The 1,239-nt window shown below is 67.0% G+C and carries 1 protein-coding gene; it reads left to right on the top strand.

Annotated features, from left to right (window positions below):
- Window positions 1-228: 228 nt before the first annotated feature.
- A partial coding sequence (locus V5F48_RS24910; protein ID WP_394260637.1) for a relaxase/mobilization nuclease domain-containing protein occupies window positions 229-1,239 on the top strand: 1,011 nt, incomplete at its 3' end.

Raw genomic sequence — 1,239 nt, 5'->3', positions numbered from 1 at the left:
TTGTCTGCACATTGTTTTCTGTTCGAGAAAACGCGGGATTCGGTCATCGTGCAGGGTGCGCGGCTGCTCCTCTGTCTCAGAATATGATTTTGTATGAGTAGGTTGAGGTACTTTTCCTCGGAGGTGCGCGTCGAATTTTCAACGCCACGGCAAGTGTTTCTACGCTATACTACGATAGCCGGATTTGAAGGCTTGAATGCCTCCAATCCACCGGCAATTCTGCGCCCCATGGCAGACCGGGACGACAGTGATTTCCGTATCCGCGCGGGGCGGCCGCGCGCCAAGGGCACGCGCGCCCACCCGCGGGCACAGTCCTTCCTGAACCAAGTCCAGGCCGCCGCGCGCAAGGCCGGCGGAACGTCGTCTCATGGCGATGGTCCGGCCGAGAAGGGACGCGGGCGGTTCAATGCGCGCGGGCGCGGCGCCAGGGTGGTGGCCGGCTTCCCGGCGGACGGGCGGGGTCAGGACAAAGGCGGTTCACGCTTCCGGTCCCGTCGCGTGGTGGTGAAGGCCCGCATCGTCAGGCTCAACCCCCGGCGCGGGGCATCGGGCATGCGCGGCATCGCCCGCACTGCCATGGACGCCCATCTGCGCTATCTGGAGCGCGATGGGGTCACGCGGGAGGGCGAGAAGGGCCGGGCCTATTCCGCGTTGGAGGACGAGGCGGACGGCCGCGCCTTCGTCGAACGGGGACGCGACGACCGCCACCAGTTCCGCTTCATCGTCGCTCCCGAGGATGGCGTCGAGATGGGCGACTTCAAGGGCTTCACCCGCGACCTCATGCGCCAGATGGAGCAGGACCTCGACACCCGGCTCGACTGGATCGCCGTCGATCACCACAACACCGGCCATCCCCACACCCACATCCTGGTGCGGGGCGTGCTCGATGATGGCCGCATCCTCAACATCGCCGGCGACTACATCGCCCAAGGCATCCGCCACCGGGCGCAGGAGCTGGTGACGCTGGAACTCGGGCCGCAGACCGAGCTGGACGTGGCCCAGAAGCTCCGGCGGGAGGTCGGGGCCGAACGGCTGACGCGGCTCGACCGAATGCTCCTCGCCGAGCAGGAGGAGCGCGGCATCGTCGACCTTCGACCCGATGCTTCCGACAGCTATACGGTGCGGGCCAATCGTCACTTGCTGGTGGACCGGGCGAAGCGGCTGGAGCGCTACGACCTCGCCGAGGAAGTCGAGCCCGCCCGCTGGCGGCTGAAGGCGGATGCGGAGCGCACGCTGCGC

It is taken from the genome of Xanthobacter autotrophicus ATCC 700552, assembly GCF_043194565.1.
Classification (GTDB): Bacteria; Pseudomonadota; Alphaproteobacteria; order Rhizobiales; family Xanthobacteraceae; genus Xanthobacter; species Xanthobacter autotrophicus_F.
Note: the sequence above shows the minus strand (reverse complement) of the source record. Positions and strands in the feature narration are given on the sequence as shown.